The 15748-nt window shown below is 64.1% G+C and carries 20 protein-coding genes and 1 tRNA gene; 12 read left to right on the top strand and 9 right to left on the bottom strand.

Annotation, left to right across the window (positions count from 1 at the left end; all coding sequences use genetic code 11):
• Positions 1–204 precede the first annotated feature (204 nt).
• From C7451_RS12740 to C7451_RS12715, 6 genes are all read left to right on the top strand, one after another.
• Positions 205–681, top strand: a complete 477-nt coding sequence (locus C7451_RS12740) for a DUF4345 family protein (protein ID WP_167398541.1) — start codon at positions 205–207, stop codon at positions 679–681.
• 90 nt (positions 682–771) lie between these two features.
• Positions 772–1890, top strand: a complete 1119-nt coding sequence (gspL, locus tag C7451_RS12735) for a type II secretion system protein GspL (protein ID WP_110299344.1) — start codon at positions 772–774, stop codon at positions 1888–1890.
• Complete coding sequence (gspM, locus tag C7451_RS12730; protein WP_110299343.1) at positions 1887–2366, top strand: type II secretion system protein GspM; 480 nt, start codon at positions 1887–1889, stop codon at positions 2364–2366. The genes gspL and gspM overlap by 4 nt, the downstream gene beginning before the upstream one ends.
• Positions 2363–3082: a type II secretion system protein N gene (gspN, locus tag C7451_RS12725; protein ID WP_110299342.1), complete on the top strand. Its 720-nt coding sequence runs from the start codon at positions 2363–2365 to the stop codon at positions 3080–3082. The genes gspM and gspN overlap by 4 nt, the downstream gene beginning before the upstream one ends.
• Positions 3083–3240: 158 nt before the next feature.
• Positions 3241–4785 carry an acetyl-CoA acetyltransferase gene (locus C7451_RS12720; protein ID WP_110299341.1) on the top strand — a complete coding sequence of 515 codons (1545 nt, stop codon included), beginning with the start codon at positions 3241–3243 and terminating at the stop codon, positions 4783–4785.
• Positions 4782–5216 (top strand): acyl-CoA thioesterase, encoded by a 435-nt coding sequence (locus C7451_RS12715; protein ID WP_110299340.1) that lies wholly within the window; start codon positions 4782–4784, stop codon positions 5214–5216. Before C7451_RS12720 ends, C7451_RS12715 begins: the two co-directional genes overlap by 4 nt.
• A gap of 15 nt (positions 5217–5231) precedes the next feature.
• Here the strand turns inward: C7451_RS12715 and C7451_RS12710 are convergent, their stop codons facing one another.
• On the bottom strand, positions 5232–5984 hold the full coding sequence (locus tag C7451_RS12710; protein WP_110299339.1) for a ferredoxin--NADP reductase: 753 nt from the start codon (positions 5982–5984) through the stop codon (positions 5232–5234).
• 608 nt (positions 5985–6592) lie between these two features.
• Between C7451_RS12710 and C7451_RS12705 the strand changes: the two genes are divergently transcribed.
• The gene (locus C7451_RS12705) at positions 6593–7987 is read left to right on the top strand and encodes a methyl-accepting chemotaxis protein (protein ID WP_167398540.1); all 1395 of its coding nucleotides are present in this window, start codon (positions 6593–6595) and stop codon (positions 7985–7987) included.
• 47 nt (positions 7988–8034) lie between these two features.
• Here the strand turns inward: C7451_RS12705 and C7451_RS12700 are convergent.
• A tRNA-Arg gene (locus C7451_RS12700) sits at positions 8035–8111 on the bottom strand.
• 66 nt (positions 8112–8177) lie between these two features.
• On the opposite strand from C7451_RS12700, the gene C7451_RS12695 reads away from it, so the two are divergent.
• Complete coding sequence (locus C7451_RS12695) at positions 8178–8936, top strand: queuosine precursor transporter (RefSeq protein ID WP_110299424.1); 759 nt, start codon at positions 8178–8180, stop codon at positions 8934–8936.
• Between the two features lie 22 nt (positions 8937–8958).
• On the opposite strand, the gene C7451_RS12690 is transcribed toward C7451_RS12695, so the two are convergent.
• Positions 8959–9147 (bottom strand): PspC domain-containing protein, encoded by a 189-nt coding sequence (locus C7451_RS12690; protein WP_066279275.1) that lies wholly within the window; start codon positions 9145–9147, stop codon positions 8959–8961.
• A gap of 38 nt (positions 9148–9185) precedes the next feature.
• Positions 9186–9314: a hypothetical protein gene (locus tag C7451_RS20400; RefSeq protein WP_279629496.1), complete on the bottom strand. Its 129-nt coding sequence runs from the start codon at positions 9312–9314 to the stop codon at positions 9186–9188.
• 258 nt (positions 9315–9572) lie between these two features.
• Between C7451_RS20400 and recF the strand changes: the two genes are divergently transcribed.
• A complete protein-coding gene (gene recF, locus C7451_RS12685) occupies positions 9573–10679 on the top strand; it encodes a DNA replication/repair protein RecF (protein ID WP_110299338.1) in 1107 nt (368 codons plus the stop codon).
• Here recF and C7451_RS12680 read toward each other — a convergent pair.
• Entirely contained in the window at positions 10673–10882 is a 210-nt protein-coding gene (locus C7451_RS12680; RefSeq protein WP_110299337.1) for a hypothetical protein, read from the bottom strand. The two genes, recF and C7451_RS12680, sit on opposite strands and share 7 nt — an antisense overlap.
• A 238-nt stretch (positions 10883–11120) precedes the next feature.
• Here C7451_RS12680 and C7451_RS20395 point away from each other — a divergent pair, with 238 nt between their 5' ends.
• The gene (locus C7451_RS20395) at positions 11121–11255 is read left to right on the top strand and encodes a hypothetical protein (RefSeq protein ID WP_279629495.1); all 135 of its coding nucleotides are present in this window, start codon (positions 11121–11123) and stop codon (positions 11253–11255) included.
• Between the two features lie 28 nt (positions 11256–11283).
• On the opposite strand, the gene C7451_RS12670 is transcribed toward C7451_RS20395, so the two are convergent.
• The 3 genes from C7451_RS12670 to C7451_RS12660 all read right to left on the bottom strand — a co-directional run bounded on the left by C7451_RS12670 (position 11284) and on the right by C7451_RS12660 (position 13496).
• Complete coding sequence (locus C7451_RS12670; protein ID WP_110299336.1) at positions 11284–12009, bottom strand: GIN domain-containing protein; 726 nt, start codon at positions 12007–12009, stop codon at positions 11284–11286.
• Entirely contained in the window at positions 12006–12662 is a 657-nt protein-coding gene (locus C7451_RS12665; protein WP_341866630.1) for a class I SAM-dependent methyltransferase, read from the bottom strand. Before C7451_RS12665 ends, C7451_RS12670 begins: the two co-directional genes overlap by 4 nt.
• An 87-nt stretch (positions 12663–12749) precedes the next feature.
• The gene (locus C7451_RS12660) at positions 12750–13496 is read right to left on the bottom strand and encodes a head GIN domain-containing protein (RefSeq protein ID WP_110299335.1); all 747 of its coding nucleotides are present in this window, start codon (positions 13494–13496) and stop codon (positions 12750–12752) included.
• A gap of 168 nt (positions 13497–13664) precedes the next feature.
• Between C7451_RS12660 and C7451_RS12655 the strand changes: the two genes are divergently transcribed.
• Entirely contained in the window at positions 13665–14648 is a 984-nt protein-coding gene (locus tag C7451_RS12655; RefSeq protein WP_110299334.1) for a LacI family DNA-binding transcriptional regulator, read from the top strand.
• A gap of 23 nt (positions 14649–14671) precedes the next feature.
• On the opposite strand, the gene C7451_RS12650 is transcribed toward C7451_RS12655, so the two are convergent.
• Positions 14672–15211, bottom strand: coding sequence for a winged helix-turn-helix transcriptional regulator (locus tag C7451_RS12650; protein WP_425266488.1), 540 nt, complete (start codon positions 15209–15211; stop codon positions 14672–14674).
• A 161-nt stretch (positions 15212–15372) separates the two neighbouring features.
• On the opposite strand from C7451_RS12650, the gene C7451_RS12645 reads away from it, so the two are divergent.
• Positions 15373–15711, top strand: a complete 339-nt coding sequence (locus tag C7451_RS12645) for a DUF8200 family protein (RefSeq protein WP_110299333.1) — start codon at positions 15373–15375, stop codon at positions 15709–15711.
• Positions 15712–15748 lie beyond the last annotated feature (37 nt).

Genomic DNA, 15748 nt, shown 5'->3' with positions numbered 1-15748 from the left:
CTTGCCTCCAGCGAGGCTATCGGAAAGCGATGCGAGCGATAACCAGCAAAAGTGACAGCTTGGCCATGCGCCCGCAGCTTGCACCAGTTTGCATCGGCCTGTCGGATCGAATGCACCACCCATCCGTTCATGTACCAAGCTGGACACGCCGCGCGCGGGTCCATAACAAGGCATTTAAAGCCTTTGGGAAAGGATCGATCGCATATGGTCTGGGTCATTCGCCTGCTCGTCGCCGGATTTGCCGCGCTGTTCGTGATCATCGGCGCACGCGCGCTGCTCGATCCGCAGACGATCATCGCGCAGTTCGAGCTGGGCCAGCAAAATGCGACAGGATTGAGCGCGATCCGCGCCGACATGGGCGCGTTCTTCATCGGCACCGGATTGGCCGCACTGGTCGGGCTGATGCCAGGCAAGCGCGAATGGCTGCTCGGTGCCGCGGCAATGGTCGCGCTTGCGTTCACCGGACGTGTCTTCGGCCTGATCAGCGATCCGCTGACCGCGAACATTGCCCAATCGATGATCATCGAGGCGATTTCGGTCGTGCTGCTGGTCGCCTCGTTCGCGATCCTCAGCCCGCGCCGCTTGGCTCCGGAACCGGTGATCGAGACCCGCGACGAAAATCTTGCTCCCGAACCGTTCGAGCCGCAAACGACCGGTGACTCGGCCCGCCCGATTGGCTAACGGGAGGTCAGTTGATTCTGTCGCTGACCGGGGGTTTCGCGATCTTGTCCTGTACCTGCTCGCCTGATTCCCCGCTGATGGCGCACTGTCATGGCTGATGCCGGCCTGATCGTCACCTGCCCGTCCGGCCCGGACGCCGCGCTGCACTGGTGGCGCGCGGAAAATGGCCATATCGTGGCGCGCGGCCATGATTTCACCCCTCCATCACAGGCTGCGCGCGATGCGGATGCGCCGGTCGTCGCTCTGGTCCCTGCCGCCGATACCGTTCTGCGCACGCTCGACATGGGCGATATGAGCGCCCCCCAGGCCGAGGCCGCCGCGCGCTATCGTGCGGTCGATCTCAGCATCGGCGGGGATGTCTTCGTCGCGGTTCGCGCGCTCGGCCGAGGCGAAGGCGATGGCGGTATGCGCGTGCTTTGCGCCACGATAGCGCGCGCGGCGCTGGCCGATCACCTTGCCGAGCTCGCGCTGCGCGGGCTCGATCCCGACATCATCGTACCGGTCGGACTGCTGCTGCCTGCAAGCGATCTGGCGACGAGCGCGACCTTCGGCGACCTGGGCGCAGACCGGCTGGGCGACCTGATCCTGCCGCCGGACGAAGCGCTCGGCGCGCTGATGCTGGGCGAGAATGTACCCATCTCGCTCGATAGCGATGCTCGCGATGCCGCCATGATCGCTGCTCTGGCCGATCCGCCGCTCAACCTGCGCCAGGGTGAATTCGCGCGCCGAACGCCTCTGTTCGCCCTCGCGCCCGGCCAGGGCCGCACGCTCGCCTGGCTGTTCGGGGCGCTGTTGCTGATCAGCCTGGCCGTGCCACTGATGGAGATCGGGAAGAATTATCTTGGTGCGGATTTCGCCGAGCGCCGTGCTCTTGCCACCGCTCAGAAGCACGTACCGGGCGTGACCGATGCCAGCCAGGCCGAATCGCAGCTGGATGCGAAGCTGGCAGCGCGCGGCACTGGCAATTCCGTCGTCAGCGTGCCGATGTCGGGGCTGCTCGCCGCGATGCAGCCGGTGCCCGGCGTCGTCATCCGCCAGGCCGATTACCGCCCCGGCGGGATTGTCGGCGCGATGATCGCCGCCCCACGCGTCGAGGATCTGAACGCGGTGCTGATCGCGCTGCAGAACAATGGCTACAAGGTCACCGCCGCCAACCGCAGCGATGCGACCGGTCAGGCGGTCGCCGATATTACGGTGCTGGCGCCATGACCGAGGCGGCGAAGAACTGGTTCATCGCGCTGTCGCGCCGCGAGCAGATCTTGGTCGGCATCGCCGCGCTGCTGGCGGCGGCGGTGATCGGCTTTTCCGGCATCTATACTCCGCTCTACAGCCTGGCCACCGATGCCAAGCGCAGCTTTTACGAAGCGACGATGCAGGCCGGGCGGATCGAAGCCAAGGCGCAGGCGCTTTCGCTGCCCGCCGACAAGCGCCCCGCCGAAGCGATCGCCGCGCTGCATCTGCTGCTCGCGAGCGAGGCCGGCGAGCGCGGGTTCACACTCGATGCCAACACGCCGCAGGGCAATGACCGCGCCGAAATCGCGATCGGCTCGGCGCGCTCGACCGCGTTTCTCGCCTGGCTCGCCGATCTGGAGCGGCGGGGCGTGGTCCCCGAAACGCTGGTCATACGCCGGATGGACAACGGCACCGTTTCGGTCTCGGCGCGGCTGGTGAAGATCGGCGCATGAGCCGCAGCGGCAAGCGGGCGGTGCTGATCGCGCTGGCATTGCTGCTTGCGCTGATCGTGCTGCTGCCGCTGCGCATTGTTTTCGACATGGCAGGCCTCGGCGCCAGCGGGGTGAGCGCGCGCGCGGTCGAAGGCACGATATGGTCGGGCACAGTGCGCGATCTGAGGATCGGCAAGCTCAGCCTCGGCGATCTGGATGCGGGGCTCTCCCCTGCCGGGCTGCTCGGCGGCGAGATGGTGCTGGGGATGACGCGCGCTGCCGACGCGGCAGGTCAGCCACCGCTGGCCTTCAAGCTGGCCCAGAGCAGCGACGCCATCGCAATGCGCGAAGCGGTTGGCGAGATCGCGACCGCAGACCTGTTCGCGCCGCTGCCGCTGCGCAGCGTCAGCCTCGACGGGGTGGACATTGCCTTTGCCGGACGCAATTGCGCCGCCGCCTCGGGCGCGGTGCGGGTGAATATCGAACAGAGCCTGTTCGGGCTGACGCTGCAGCGCGGCCTCAGTGGAAATCTGCGTTGCGATGGAGGCGATCTGCTGGTGCCCTTGAAGGGCCAGTCGGGGCTTGAGCAGATGGATATCCGCATCAAGGGCAATGGCCGCTATTCCGCCGATTTCCGCCTCGGCGGGCTGGCCGCCAGTGCAGGGCCTGCGCTCTCTGCGCTCGGCTTCCGCCAGCAGGGCGACGCGATGGTGATCCGGATAAACGGGCGGTTTTGATGGGCGGCGGATATTGCTCCGGCCATCCTGTCATCGTCACCCCCGCACACGCGGGGGTCCCGCTTCTTCTCGGCGCCAGCGACAAAGCGGGATTCCCGCGTTCGCGGGAATGACGAATTCACCACGATGAAGCCAAGAACACAACAGGAGAGACGGCGATGACCCTCAACCCCAACACCCCCGTCCTGATCGGTGTCGGCCAGGCGGTCGATCATTGGGACGGCAGCGATGCCGCCACAGCGCCCAGCCCGCAATCGCTGATGCAGCGCGCAGCCGAAGCGGCGCTGGCAGACACCGGTGCAGCCGAAGCAGTGCGTGGCGCGATCGACGTGGTGACCGTCGTGCGCCATTTCGCTGACAGCGCGCCGGGCATGGTGCCCGAGGGCTTTGGTGGTTGCGACAAGCCCCCGCTCGGCTTGGCGAAGCGTTTGGGCGTCACGCCCGCGCGCGCGATCTATTCGATCGTCGGCGGCCAGAGCCCGCAATCCCTGGTCAACGAATTTGCCGCCGCGATTTACGCGGGTGATGCGCGCTGCGTGCTGCTCTCCGGCTCCGAGGCGATCGCTGCCGCCAAGACCGCCGCGCGCAAGGGCGTGCCGATCGACTGGAACGAGACGATCGAGGGGGAGATGGAGGATCGCGGGCTCGGCCCGATGCTGCTCGACCGGCACGAGCTGAAAAACGGCATCGGCGCGCCGATCCTCACCTATCCGCTGTTCGAAAACGCCCTGCGCGCACGCCTCGGCCGCAGCAAGGCCGAGCATGTCGCCGAAATGTCCGAACTCTGGGCCGGATTCAGCGAGGTTGCCGCACGCAACCCCTATGCGCAATTCCCCAAGGCGATAAGCGCCGACTATCTCGCAACGCCTTCCGATGGCAACTATCCCGTCGCCGATCCCTATCTCAAATGGCATGTGGCGCAGGATGCGGTGAACCAGGGGGCAGCGGTCATCCTCACCAGTATCGGTCAGGCCGAAGCGATGGGCGTGCCGCGCGAGAAATGGGTGTTCCTGCACGGCAGCGGCGAGGCGATGGACAAGCCGGTCAGCCTGCGCACCGACCTGTCGCGCTCGCGCGCGATCGAGGTGTCGCTCAAGGGTGCGCTCGAAAGCGCTGGCAAGAGCCCTGCCGAGATCTCGCATTACGATATTTACAGCTGCTTCCCGGTCGCGGTGCTGCTGGCCGCCGAAGCGCTGGGCGTCGACTGGCGCACCACGCCGCTGACGCTGACTGGTGGGCTGCCCTTCGCCGGCGGTGCGGGGAATAATTACTCGATGCACGCCATCGCCGCGATGGCCGAGACGCTGCGTGCCGATCCGGGCAGTTTCGGGCTGGTGCTCGCCAATGGCGGCTTCCTGTCCAAGGAGGCAGTCGGCATCTACAGCACGACCTCGCCGGAGGGCTGGTCGCCGGTCGATCATGCTCCGATGCAGGCCGAAGTCGATGCGCAAGCCTCGCCCGAGCGGCTGGAGGAAGACGCGACCGGCACGATCGAGAGCTTCACCATCGGCTATGCCAAGGGTGTGCCCGCGCGCGCGGTGGTGGTCGCAAGAACCGACAAGGGACGGATCGTGGCGCGGCCCGACGATGCCGACAAGGCCGGGCAGCTCGCCGCGCTCGCCGACCCGTCGCGCGATCCGATCGGGCGCACCGTGACCATCCGCCATGCCGATGGCGTCAACAGCTTCACGGTCGCCGCATGAGCCGCCCTGTCCGCCCCTCCCGCGCCCATTTCAAGGCGTTCACGCAGATCAGTACGCGCTGGTCGGACAATGACATCTATGGTCACACCAACAATTCGGTCTATTATTTCTGGTTTGACACCGCGGTGAACGAATATCTGATCAAGGCCGGCGCGCTCGACATTCATGGCGGTGCGGTGATCGGCCTCGTGGTCGAAACCGGCTGCGCTTATTTCGCGCCTACCGCCTTTCCCGACCTGATCCATGCCGGGGTGCGCGTCGACCATATCGGCACCAGTTCGGTGCGCTATGCGGTCGGGCTGTTCGCGAACGACGAGGATGCCGCAGCAGCAGCGGGGCATTTCACGCATGTCTATGTCGACCGCGAAACCCGCCGCCCGGTTCCCCTGCCCGATGCGTTGCGCACCGCGCTGGAGACGATCCGGGCGTGAACTTCCGCCCCGAAATCAGCCGACGAAGGCGCGCTCGAGCACATAGGTGCCCGGCTTGGACTGGGCACCTTCCTCGAACCCGAGCGATTCAAGCAGCGCGCCGGTTTCCTTGATCATCGCCATGCTGCCACACAGCATCACGCGGTCGGTTGCCGGATCGAGCGGATAGTCACCCGATTCGATGCGCGTCGTGATGCGGCGGTTCTCGTCCACCCAGGTCGGGCATTTGGTGACCGAGCAGTCATAGACGAGCTGCTTGGCCGCTTCCTCGGCGACCAGCGGATCGTCCTTCAGTTTCGATTCCAGGATGTCGCGATAGGCCAGATCCTGGATCTGGCGCACGGTGTGCTGCACGGTGATCTGTTTGAACCGCTCATAGGCTTCCGGATCGCGGATGATCGACATCCAGGGCGCAAGCCCGGTGCCGGTGCCGATCAGGTGCAGCCGCTTGCCGGGCAGCAGCGCATCAAGCGTCAGCGTGCCGGTGGGCTTGCCGCCGAGCAGGATCTCGTCGCCCGACTGGATTTTGTAGAGTCGGCTGGTCAGCGGTCCGTCGGGAACGATGATGCTGAGGAACTCGAGCGATTCATCCCACATCGGCGAGGCAACGGAATAAGCGCGCAGCAACGGCTTGCCGTCGACCATCAGCCCCAGCATCACGAACTGGCCGCTGACAAAGCGGAAAGAACTTGGCCGCTCCACGGTGAAGGAGAAGAGCCCTTCGTTCCAATGGTGCGTGGTCAAAACCTTGGCGGGAGTGAAAGCCATTATGCGTCCGATTAACTGGTGTGAATGCGTGCCCTCTAGCAGCATGAATCGCAAAGTGTGAGGAAGGATTGTTATCGGGCGCAAAATTTTGGCTTGGCGGAATCGCGACTCGGCGAACGGAACGCGCGTACCACAGCCGCTCGGGCATAATCTGGCATGCGGTCTGAACATTTCTTCGGAAAAAATGCCGGCGATCGCCTTGCGGGCCTCGGCACTTCGAACAGCCGCGCCCGTGCGAAACGAGCGAAGATATCAATCGCACATGTGTCCAGGTTTTTGGACAATGGCAAGAGGTTAACGTCGAACGCCTGCACGACTGCAAGTCATTGCAGGTGTATATATTTGAATCGGTATTGCGCAATCAGGCAATGACTGCGGCAATCATGGCTCCACCGCCAGATTTTTCCGATTTTCCCGACCCTTAACGACACCGAACCACTGCCATTGATTCAAGTAACCACCAAGTAAATGTTCACAGACATGGCAAAATCAGCAACCGGCGCCTTGTACGGCCACTGCGATCCCAGCTCTTCCGTTAACCAGTGCTTATCGATTGCAGCGGATGAACGATATGCAACCACATCCACGTTTCGCAGCGCAGGTTCATCATGATCCACAATTTCTACGCTCACATGCCGATCCGCAAGAAATTCGACTGGATCATCGCTCTGGTGCTGGGACTGATGGCCATACCGATTGCTACCGGACTGACAGGCTGGATCGACGCGCCTGCTGGTCTTGGCCAGACGGGCCTTGCGCTGGCTGCCATGGGCTGTGTCACCCTGCTCCTGTTCAAGGCCAAGCAGCTGGTCTGCGACCCGTATGTCAGCACCGTTGTGCGCATGGAAGGGCTTGCTGCGGGAGACATCGAAAGTCCGCTCCCGTTTACCGAGCACCGGGACTGTGTCGGGCGCATGAACCGATCGATGCTGGTATTCCGCGACAATGCGGCAGAACGGATCCGCGCCGAAAAGAGCCTGAACCTCGTCGTAGCCGAAATCTCGACCGGGCTGGAGCAGATGAAGAGTGGCAATCTTTCCTATCGGATCGAACGCGCCTTTGATGCCGACCATGACAGCCTGCGGACCAGCTTCAATGACACCAATTCGAGGCTCGGAGAGCTTCTGACGCAGACGGCGTCGGCGGCCTCGCACGTGCTGACTGGTGCAACCGAAATCCGCTCCGCATCGGACGATCTTGCCTCTCGCACCGAACAGCAGGCCGCCAGCCTGGAGGAAAGCGCCGCCGCGATGCGCGAAGTCACCAGCATGGTGCAGCAGACCGCGCAGAACGCGGGAGAGGTCGGGAAGCAGGTCGAGGAGGCGCACGCGGCCGCCGACAATGGCGGGGCCGTGGTTCGCCGCGCCATGCAGGCGATGGACGCGATCCAGAAATCGTCCGGCCAGATTACAAACATCATCGATGTCATCGACGGCATTGCCTTCCAGACCAATCTGCTCGCGCTTAACGCAGGCGTCGAGGCGGCCCGCGCGGGCGATGCCGGCAAGGGCTTTGCCGTGGTCGCGAACGAGGTGCGCGCCCTTGCCCAGCGCTCCGCCGATGCCGCCAAGGACATCAAGGAACTGATCACCGCGTCGACCGCCGGGGTTTCCGACGGGGTAGCCCTGGTCGACGAGACCGGTTCGGTGCTGCTGCAGATCAGCGACCGTGTGGCTGCGATCAACACGCGCATTTCGGAAATCTCCACCTCGGCTCAGGCGCAGGCCGCACGCTTGCAGCAGGTCAACATCGCCGTCGGAGAGATGGACAAGATGACCCAGCAGAATGCCGCGATGGTCGAGGAAACCAACGCAGCGGCCCGCAGCCTGGCAGGGGAGGCCACCAACCTGTCACAGGTCGTCGATCAGTTCAATGCCGGCCAGAAATCCGGCGCCCCCGCCATGCCCAGAGCCAAGGCCCGCCCTGCCTCTGCTCCGCTCGCCCCCATGGTGAGCGGCAATCTGGCGCTCAAGGCAGATGCGGAGGATTGGTCGGAATTCTGAGCCCGGTCCAGGACACGGTGACCGGTGCAACAGGCCAGCTGGTCCACTGGCGCGCCCTGCAGGAGTCGAACCTGCGGCCTCAAGATTAGAAGTCTCGTGCTCTATCCAGCTGAGCTAAGGGCGCGCGCCGTGGTGCGGGCGCAATAGCGGGCTTTGCACGGCGCTGTAAACCGCGATATGGCTGGCGATGATGCACAGCCCCTCTGCCGAGCCCGCCGCGACCAGCCACAGCCTTGCAACGGGCACCGGCTTCGATCCTGCTACCCATCGCTTCCGCTATTACGACTTTGTCATGGCGGCATTTGTGACGGTGCTGCTGCTGTCGAATGTCATCGGCGCGGCCAAGCCGACCTTCATCACCATCGCCGGGCAGCAATGGGTCTATGGCGCAGGCATCCTGTTCTTTCCGCTGGGCTATGTCATCGGCGACGTGCTGACCGAAATCTATGGCTATGCGCGCGCGCGCCGCGTGATCTGGGCCGGCTTTGGCGCGCTGCTGTTCATGGCGTTCATGAGCTGGGTGGTGGTGAGCCTGCCCCCGGCGGAAGGATGGGACGGCCAGGCGGCCTATGAATCGGTATTCGGCCAGGTCCCCCGGATCGTCTTCGCCTCGATCGTCGCCTTCTGGGCGGGCGAGTTCGTCAACAGCTATGTCATGGCGCGGATGAAGATCTGGACGGCGGGCAAGCTGCTGTGGACCCGCACCATCGGCTCGACGGTGGTCGGCCAGGGAGTCGACAGCCTGATCTTCTATCCCCTTGCATTCTACGGGGAGTGGGAGACCAGCCAGGTCATCACCGTGATGATCACCAACTGGCTGCTCAAGGTGAGCTGGGAAGTGGTGCTGACGCCGGTGACCTATGCCGTGGTCGGCTGGCTGAAGCGGCGCGAAGGGGTGGAAGTGTTCGATACCGCCACCGATTTCACGCCGTTCAGCACGAAAGTCTGATCCGGCATCCGACGCTCCGGGCTCAGCGGTCCGAGGCGATCAGACCGATCACCAGATAGATCAGCACCGGCGCACCGATGCCGAACAGCGCGGCCAGCACGAAGGCGATGCGGATGAGGTTCACATCCCAGTCGAAATAGTTGGCGATGCCGGAGCACACGCCCATCAGCTTGCCGTTCGACTTGTCGAGGTGGAAGGAGCGGTTGTTCATGATGGCTTCCCTTGAAAGCTTGCCGTGAATGGTGCGCGTCAGACGATCATCGTCGACATCGTACCGATTTCAGCCGGACCTACGCTCAGGCCGATGAAAAGTGCCGAGGTGGCCAGAGCGCAGATGGCAGCGACGAGGTTCGTGTTGAACTGCGAGAGCGAGAACATGATGTGGGTCCTTTCAGAGTAACTATGTGTCCCTTCGGCCTGTCCGTCGGGAGATGTCAGATACGTTGCACAGCCCGTGCCAAACTGAAAAATCTCGTAAATTCATAGTGATACGCGCGCCGACGCAATTCTTGCCACAAACTGAATGCGAAATTTTGGGAATATTCACGATGTTTTGGGGCGGGGTCATTCGCGCCATGGCGCACCCCGCCGATTTTTCGCGCATGGGTCCGCCCAAGCCGCTATAGCGGGCCGCAGATGGCGCTATCTTCCCTCTCGCTGACCCAGTTTCGCAACCATGAGGCGACCCGGCTTCAGGCGGGCGCGCGGTTCAACGTGATCTGGGGCGACAATGGCGCGGGCAAGACCAATATTCTCGAGGCGATCTCGCTGCTCGCGCCCGGCCGGGGCATGCGCCGTGCCGCGATCGAGCAGATGGCGCGGCAGCAGGGGCCCGGCGGGTTCACGGTTGCAGCGGCGCTGCTCGGCGAGGATGTCCGGATCGGCACTGGCACGGCATCAGACAGCCCCTCCCGGCGGCAGGTGCGGGTCAATGGCGCGGCAGCAGCTGCGAACAACCTGGCCGACTGGCTCGCCGTGGTCTGGCTCACCCCGGCGATGGACCGGCTTTTCCTGGAAAGTGCAGGCGGACGGCGGCGGTTTCTCGACCGGCTGGTGCTGGCGCTGCACCCCGCGCATGCCCGGCACGCTGCGCGCTACGAGGCGGCGATGCGCGAGCGCAACCGGCTGCTCGCCGCCGAGCGTCCGGCCGATCCGGGCTGGATCGATGCGCTGGAAGCGCGCATGGCCGAACATGGCGCGGCGATCGCATTGGCACGCGCCGATACACTGGACGCGCTCGACCTCCAGATCGGAGCCCTGGAGACCGGGCCGTTCGCGCAGCCGTCGCTGGCGCTCGAACGCAAGGGGCCGGTAGAAGCCGATGCCCTGATCGCGGCGCTCCGTTCCGGACGGTCGCGCGATGCGGCGGCAGGCCGCGCGCTTGCAGGTCCCCATCGCGACGACCTGATCGTCACCATGCGGCAGAAAGGCCAGGCGGCCGCCCTCTGTTCGACCGGCGAACAGAAGGCGATGCTGATCGCGATCATTCTCGCCCATGCCGATCTGGTCGCCGAACGACGCGGCAGCCGCCTGATCCTGCTGCTCGACGAGGTCGCGGCGCATCTGGACCCGGCACGCCGCGCCGCACTGTACGAGCAGCTCGCCGATCGCAGCGGCCAGGTCTGGATGACCGGAACCGACGCCTCGCTTTTCGACGCGGTGCCGCTGGCAGGCCGCGCCGACTGGTGCGTCAGCGGCGGGGTGGTAGCCGCGCAAGCGCGGACAATATCTGCAGATCAGTGAATCGTCCCGATGCTCTGGTCGATCGACAGGATGACCAGCAGCCGCTCGATCTGGCGCCAGTGACAGAAATGGATGTGGTTGCCGCGCGCGCGTGCCGCCTCGGCCCGGTCGGAGGCTTCCAGGCCTGCCGTTTCTCCGTAATGCGACAGCAGCTTGCAGGCATCCTCATAGGCTTGCCGGCTTCCGATATAGGGCGGATTCATGTCGGCTTGTCTGTCCCCATGGTTATGCATGCCACCGGCGCTCGCGATGGTTCACATTCGGTTACAGCAGGCCAGTGGAAGAAGGCTCAACCGGCGTGGTAAACGAAGCGTTAGGGTTGCCGGATGGCGACTTGCGCGATTGGAGATGGCATATTCGCGTCGCCCGTGGCAAGGCACGGACATGGTCAACAAGACATCCGAAACCAATCGCCCCCCGGCTCGCGCAGGGGGCGTATTCATGGCTCTGGGCACTCTGGTCGGGACGGTGGCAGGGGGCTTTCTGGGCCAGCCGTCCATCGGCTTTCTGGCTGGTCTGGCCGGCGGTGCAGCGCTGCACGGCGTGATCTGGTACATGGACCGGCGCGGGCGCTGAACGGCCCGGATCGTCGTAGCCCGGCGACCTATTCCTGCGATCCGCACCGAATCTCGTTGGTGCCGATCTGCCGGACGGTGCACTGCGGCGTGCCTGCAATCGCGATATCCGCGCCGCCCCTGGCAAAAATTCGCGCAGGTCCGCTGACGTCCAGCATCGCGCGCACCGGGCCTTCACTGGTCAGGTCCAGCGCAGCGACGACAAGCCCCGTTCCCTCGATCAGCCCATCGCCGATCATGACGGCCCGGGCGCGCTGCGCCGTGCCGCTAACCTTCAGGCTTCCGCTACCGTTCACATTGACCGCCAGGACTTCGGCCGCGACCCGGCCAATTTCGACCGAGCCGTTGCCGTCCATCGTGGCGCTCGGCCGCGCGCCGACCAGCCGGTCGATCCGGGCGCTGCCATTGCCCAGCAGCACCAGCGCCTGCACCCCGCGCACATCGACCAGAACCTGCGGCACCCCTTCGGGCGCACCAGCCTGCTGGCGCCGCTCGACAGGCGCGGTGGAACGGGCCCGGCGGATATGGAGCGTGCCACTCTGTACCGTCAGGGTCAGCGCCTGCAATGCGCGCGCATCGCCGCTTGCCGTTGCTCCGGATGTCCGACCCGAACGCACGTCCACCGCAATATCGCCTTCGATGCGGATCTTGTCGAAATCCGACAGCGCAAAGCGCCGCTCCGCTGCCCATGCCGATGGCGATGCCGTGCCGGCCAGCATCATGGTGAGTGCCAACGCGATCAGGGCGCCTCTCATGCGCAAGCCTCACCCATTTCGATCCAGCCCAGAAAACGCGGTGTGCCGGGCATGTAGCGGGCTTCGCAATCGCTCAGGCGAAATCCCTGGCCCGTAAATGCGACACTGACCGGCCGGGTCAGATGGCAGCCGCCAGCGATCCGCTTCCACAGCGGCTCGATACGCTGTTGCCAGCGGGCAGGCGCAGGATCGGGAGCAGCGCCATGCTCGAGGAACAGGATGGTGCCGCCAGGCGCCATCACGCGCCGCATCTCGCGCAGCACCGCCTGCGGATCGCGCACCGAACACAGGGTGAAAGTGGTGAGCACGGTATCGAAGCTCGCATCGGTAAAGGGCAGGCATTCGGCATAGCCCGCCCGAAAATCGGTATCGAAGCCCATCGTCCGTGCCTTGCCCCGTGCGGTGTCGAGCAGTTGTGGCGAGGGATCGACACCGGCAAGCGCAGTGACGCGCGCACGATCATAATGGTCGAGATTGATACCCCCGCCGCAGCCCAGTTCCAGCACCCGGCCGGTGGCGCGCGGAACGATGCGGCTGCGCGCCTTGGCAATTGCAGGCTGCGCGCAGCAGAAGGTAATCAGGCGCGGCATGACATGCCGGTCCCAGAAGCCCGGATTGCCTTCCATGGCATCGGTATTGCTTGATGCGGTCAACACACCCTCCCCTGCCCCGGTATTCAGGGCATGGACAAGTGTCTAGCATGCGTCACGGGCACGCAACCGCTTTTGCGCCGGGCAGCTTCAACCGCAGGTGATCGTTCCGGACCCCATGGAGCTGCTCTTGCACTTGGCCTGGCCCTTGATGGTCACATCGCCCGACCCCATCAGGCTGGCATCGACACTGCCGTCCGAAGCCATGACGACGTCGCCCGAGCCGGCAATCGAGATGTCGACGGTGGGGCTGGTGAAGCGTTCGCCCTGCACGCTGCCCGATCCTGCGATCGAGATGTCGGCATTGTCCGCGCTGCCTGCCAGCGTGAGCGAACCGCTGCCCGCGATCGCTCCATCGAACTTCTTGGCGGCAAGTTGCGCGACCTCTGCATCACCCGACCCGGCTATGCTGAGCTTGATCTCGTCGCCTTCCATGCGGTCGATCCTGGCCGATCCTGATCCCGCCAGTACCAGCGCCCGCAAGGCCGGAGCGCTGATCTTGATATTGGCCTCGCCCGAATCGCCGAAGCTGAAGGAGGACTTCTTGCGGCGGATGCGCAGTTCGCCATCCCGGACGCGATATTGCAGCCTTTCCAGCGCCTTGGCATCGCCGGTGGCACTGACCGCATGTTCGCCTTCGGTCGTGAAGCTGATATTGTCCGGCCCGGCGAGCGTGATCCGGTCAAACGGCTCTCCCGACCATTGGCTCGACCAGCCTTCGTTCGATTCGCCCGACTCGTCCTCGATCAGCATCTCTGCGCCATCGACCAGGGTGCAGCCTGCCAGCGCGACGCCGCTCGCCGCAGCAATCAGGACATGTTTCCAACTGAAGGCCATGACGCCATCTCCTTAATGTGTATTGCTGTATTAATACAGGTTGCGACTGGAAATGCAAGCGAATGCTGACAAGATGCTCGACGATCGGCCCCCGAGGGTTTACATCGGCAAAGGGAGCGGCGCGAAAACTTTTTTTGGGGAAAGGCGCGTACCATCAGCAAGATAGGGATGCAGGAGCTCGCCGAGCTCGCTGGAGTATCGGTGTCCACGGTATCGCGGGCGCTGGCTGGCAAGACGATCATCAACGCCAAGACGCGCGAACGCGTGGTCGAGCTTGCGCGTCTGCACGGGTTCAAGCCGAACCAGGTCGCGCAGAATCTTCGCCTGCGCCGTGCCCAGGCGATCGGCGTGGTGATGCCGATGGGACATGAAGTCGATCAGCACCCCTCGGATCCGTTCTTCATGACGATGCTCGGCTATCTCGCCGATGCCCTGACCGAGCGGAACTTTGACCTGCTTCTCTCGCGCGTCATCCCTTCGGACGGCAACTGGCTCGACGATCTGCTCGATTCCGGGCGGGTCGATGGCGCGATCGTCATCGGACAGTCCGACCAGATGGCCGTGCTGGAGGCCGCAGCGGAGCGGCATCGCGCACTGGTGGTCTGGGGCGCGCGGATCGCCGGCCAGAAGCACGTGACAGTGGGTTCGGACAATGTGCGCGGCGGGCTCATCGCCGGGCGGCACCTGATCGAGCGCGGCAAGCGCAATCTGCTGTTTCTGGGCAATCCCAGCCCGCCCGAATTCGGTCAGCGCCAGCAGGGCTTTCTCCAGGCCTGTGCCGAAGCCGGTCTGTCGGACTCGGTCCACAGCCTGCCGATTCATCTGACATCGGAAGCCGCCTACAGCGCTGCGCGGGAATTTCTGGATGCGAATCCCGGGATAGACGGAATTTTCGCAGCATCCGATGTGGTCGCGATGAGTGCGCTTCGTGCGCTTGCAGAGCGCGGGCTGTCGGTGCCAGGCGATGTCGCCGTGGTCGGCTATGACGATATCATTTTGGCAGCGCACACTACCCCACCGCTCACCACCATTCGTCAGGATCTTCAGGCAGGTGCACGGATGCTGGTCGACATGGTCTTCCGTCAGATCGATGGAGAAATCTGCGACCCGGTCCAGCTGGAACCCGAGCTGATCATCCGCGCCAGCAGCTAAACAGCATCATTGCCGGCGCGCCGTCAGATGCTGGCGATGCGCTTCACCACACCATCGTGGTCGCTGTCGTCGCCATCGCCGGCATTGAGGTCGGCAATATCGATCCAGCACAGGTCGTGATGGGTCAGCACCCTGCCATCGTGCGCGCGGATCGAGATCGCTTGAATCGGACGACGATCGCGTTCGTCCACCAGCACGGGGTTCGACGGAACGCCGCTTTCCCATTTCTCGCCCCATTGGCGCAGCGCGATCATCGTCGGCAACAGATCGAGGCCCTTGTCGGTCAGGCGATATTCGATCTTGCGCCGGTCATCGACGCAAGGCGCGCGCTTCAGAATGCCGCTTTCGACCAGTCTCGTCAGACGGTTCGACAGGATGTTGCGGGCAATACCCAGCTCTTCCAGAAACTCCTCGAAATGGTGCAGCCCGTTGAACGAGGCGCGCAGGATCATGAACGACCAGCGCTCTCCCATCGTCTCGAGCGCCTGCGGCAGGCTGCAGCAAGCAGCAATCTCGGCCAGCGGTTCGCGCAATTTGGTAGGGTTACCGTGGGTCATGGTCATCAAATCCAGTTTCAAACCGCCATCTTATCCAAATTTGCGGTCTTGCCAACGAAAATTCAGTTTCTAGTTGCAACTAAAAACCTATTTCTATAAGTAGTGATTCGCAACCTAAATTGCACCCCCCGATTTGCCCCCCGGACTGCCGTTAGAAAGGACACACCATGCCCCGCTTCAGCAAGACCCTCACCCAGATCGCCTTTGTCGCTGCCGCCTCGCTTTCGAGCATGGTGATGATGCAGGCCAGCACCGCCAGCGCCCAGACTCCGGGCAGCAGCTATTTCATGGCAGAGCTCGCGGCACCGGTCGAAAAGACCACCAAGATCATCCAGGGCGTCGTCTGGCAGTGCGAAGGCACGGTATGCACCGGATCCAAGGCGACCTCGCGCCCGATCAATGCTTGCACCCGCCTTGCTCGCAAGATGGGTGACGTCACCGCCTTTACAACCCGCAGCGAAGCCATGGCCAGCGACGAGCTCGCCACCTGCAACGCCAAGGGCTGACCCCCATTCGCCCTCCGGCCGGGCAGACAGGGCCTGC

Origin of the sequence: Blastomonas natatoria (assembly GCF_003201955.1) — a bacterium.
Taxonomy (GTDB): Bacteria; Pseudomonadota; Alphaproteobacteria; order Sphingomonadales; family Sphingomonadaceae; genus Blastomonas; species Blastomonas natatoria.
This window is presented reverse-complemented; position numbering and strand designations above follow the sequence as displayed.